The 2,618-nt window shown below is 71.3% G+C and carries 1 protein-coding gene; it reads left to right on the top strand.

Annotated elements, in window-relative coordinates; genetic code table 11:
* Window positions 1-2,463: rhamnogalacturonan lyase (locus ESO86_RS15255; RefSeq protein ID WP_165307971.1), on the top strand; the 2,463-nt coding region annotated here is incomplete at its 5' end.
* Window positions 2,464-2,618: the final 155 nt, after the last annotated feature.

The raw sequence follows: 2,618 nt of genomic DNA, 5'->3' as shown, positions 1-2,618 counted from the left end.
GCCGGCGTCGCGCAGACCGCGAACGCCGCACCGCCCGACGTCGGCCCGCCCGCCGGCACCCCGCACCTCGAGACGCTCGACCGAGGCCTCGTCGCCGTCGCGACCGGCGAGGGCGTGTTCCTCAGCTGGCGCCTCCTCGGGTCCGAGGCCACCGGCGCCACCGGCACCGGCATGGCCGGCCCCGACTTCGCCGTCTACCGCGACGGCGAGCGGATCGCGACCGTCACCGACAGCACCGACCACGTCGACGCCGAGGGGTCGGCCACGGCCGAGTACGCCGTCGCGCCGATCGTGAACGGCATCGAACTCGAGGCGAGCGCCGCGACATCCGCCTGGGCCGACGGCTACCACGACCTGCCGCTGCAGAAGCCCGCCGACGGCGTGACGCCGGCCGGCGAGGCGTTCACCTACTCGGCGAACGACGCGTCGGTCGCCGACGTCGACGGTGACGGCGCCTACGAGTTCCAGGTCAAGTGGGATCCATCGAACTCGAAGGACGTCTCGCAGAAGGGCTACACGGGCACCGTCTACCTCGACACCTACGAGCTCGACGGCACGCTTCTGAACCGCATCGACCTCGGCGTGAACATCCGCGCCGGCGCGCACTACACCCAGTTCATGACCTACGACTTCGACGGCGACGGCCGCGCGGAGACGATGCTGAAGACCGCGCCCGGCACCAAGTCGGTCGCCTACGACTCCGACGGTACGGTCGCCGCAGAGGCGTTCATCACCATGCCCGAGGCGGATGTCGAGGCGGGCTACTCGCACGACGACGACTACCGCATGAGCGCCGACGACTACCGCGACCACCTCGTGCAGATGTTCCAGGGCTGGAGCGAGCATCCCGAGGTCGTGTCCGGGAACTGGCCGGCGACGCTCGAGGAGGCCTTCGGGATCCCGGTCGTACACGAGTACCCGCTCTCCGAGGCGGGCGCCGAGGAGCTGGTCGACCACTTCATCGACGTCTACGCGCCGAGCCGCAGCAGTCGCAACGACCTCACGACGTTCGAGGGGTTCATCGTCGACGGCCCGGAGTACCTCACGGTCTTCGACGGCGAGACCGGCCAGGAGCTGCAGACGATCCCCTACAAGCCGGGTCGCGGCGACGACGGCCTGCTCTGGGGCGACTACGCGATGAGCCGCATCGAGCCGGGCAACCGGGTCGACCGATTCCTCGCGGGCGTCGCCTACCTCGACGGCGAGCGCCCGTCGGCGGTCTTCGCGCGCGGCTACTACACGCGCACCACGATGGTCGCGTACGACTGGGACGGCGAGGCGCTGAGCGAACGCTTCTTCGTCGACTCCGGCCACGCGCCCATGTCGAACCCGTTCAACGACTCGCCGCACGGCGTCGACGGCACCGACCCCGAGTACGGCGGCATCACGACGCAGGGCTTCCACTCGCTGAGCGCGGCCGACGTCGACGGCGACGGGAAGCACGAGATCGTCTACGGCGCCGCCACGATCGACGACGACGGCACCGTGCTCTACAGCTCGTACGACGTGCTGCCGGCGGGCAGCGCGGCGCCCGGCAGCCTCGCCCGGCTCGGGCACGGCGACGCCATGCACGTCACCGACATCGACCCGAGCCGCCCCGGCCTGGAGATCTGGACCGTGCACGAGGGCGGCGCCTGGGCGCCGTACGGATCGGTCATGCGCGACGCGGCGACCGGCGAGGTTCTGTTCGGCGCATACTCGGGTCGTGACACTGGCCGAGGCATGATCGGCGACGTGCGGGCGGATGTCGCAGGCACCGAGGTCTGGGCGAGCATGCCCGGCGGCACCGATGCGAGCGGCCTGCTCTCGACGGGGGGCGACATCCTCTCGGCGGCGACGCCCGGCACCAACATGTCGATCCGCTGGTCCGCCGACCTCACGACCCAGATCGTGAACGGCAGCGGGAACGCGACCCCGACGATCGATGACTGGACTCGCGGCACGCTCCTCGCCGCCGAGGGCACGCGCACGAACAACGGCACGAAGGGCACCCCGTCGCTCGTCGCCGACGTCCTCGGCGACTGGCGCGAGGAGCTCCTCGTCCGCACGGCCGACTCGACCGCGCTGCGCATCTTCACGAGCACCGAGGACACCGGGCACAAGCTCACGACCCTCATGCACGATCCGCAGTACCGCGCCGAGGTCGCGCGCCAGAACACGACGTACAACCAGCCGTCGTACACGTCGTACCACCTGGCGAGCGACATGGACTTCGCGAAGGTGCCGGTGCTGACGACCCCGTCGGCGCCGATCGGCCCGAAGTTCAAGGACCGCCCGGGCACCGACCACGACGAGGTGCAGATCCCGCACGACCCGGCCTTCCGGTACTACGTCGACGGCGAGCTCGCGGAGAAGGGCAAGTCCGCCGGCGAGGGCGAGGTCACGGTCGTGGCCGTCCCCGTCGCGTGGTCCTCGACGGCAGACGGCGCCGACGCGGAGTGGACGGTCGTGTTCGACGACTGATCCCGAACCGCGGTGACGGATGCCGCGTGCCGGCCGCCGCGGCATCCGTCACCGCCCGACGACCCCGCCTCGGGGGCGCGATCCGTGCCGCGCTCCCGAGGCGGTTCGCCGTCAGGCGGGCTGCCGTGCGGTCTCGGTCGTCCGCGCCGCACTCG

It is taken from the genome of Agromyces binzhouensis (genome assembly GCF_004135055.1).
GTDB lineage: Bacteria > Actinomycetota > Actinomycetes > Actinomycetales > Microbacteriaceae > Agromyces > Agromyces binzhouensis.
Note: the sequence above shows the minus strand (reverse complement) of the source record. Positions and strands in the feature narration are given on the sequence as shown.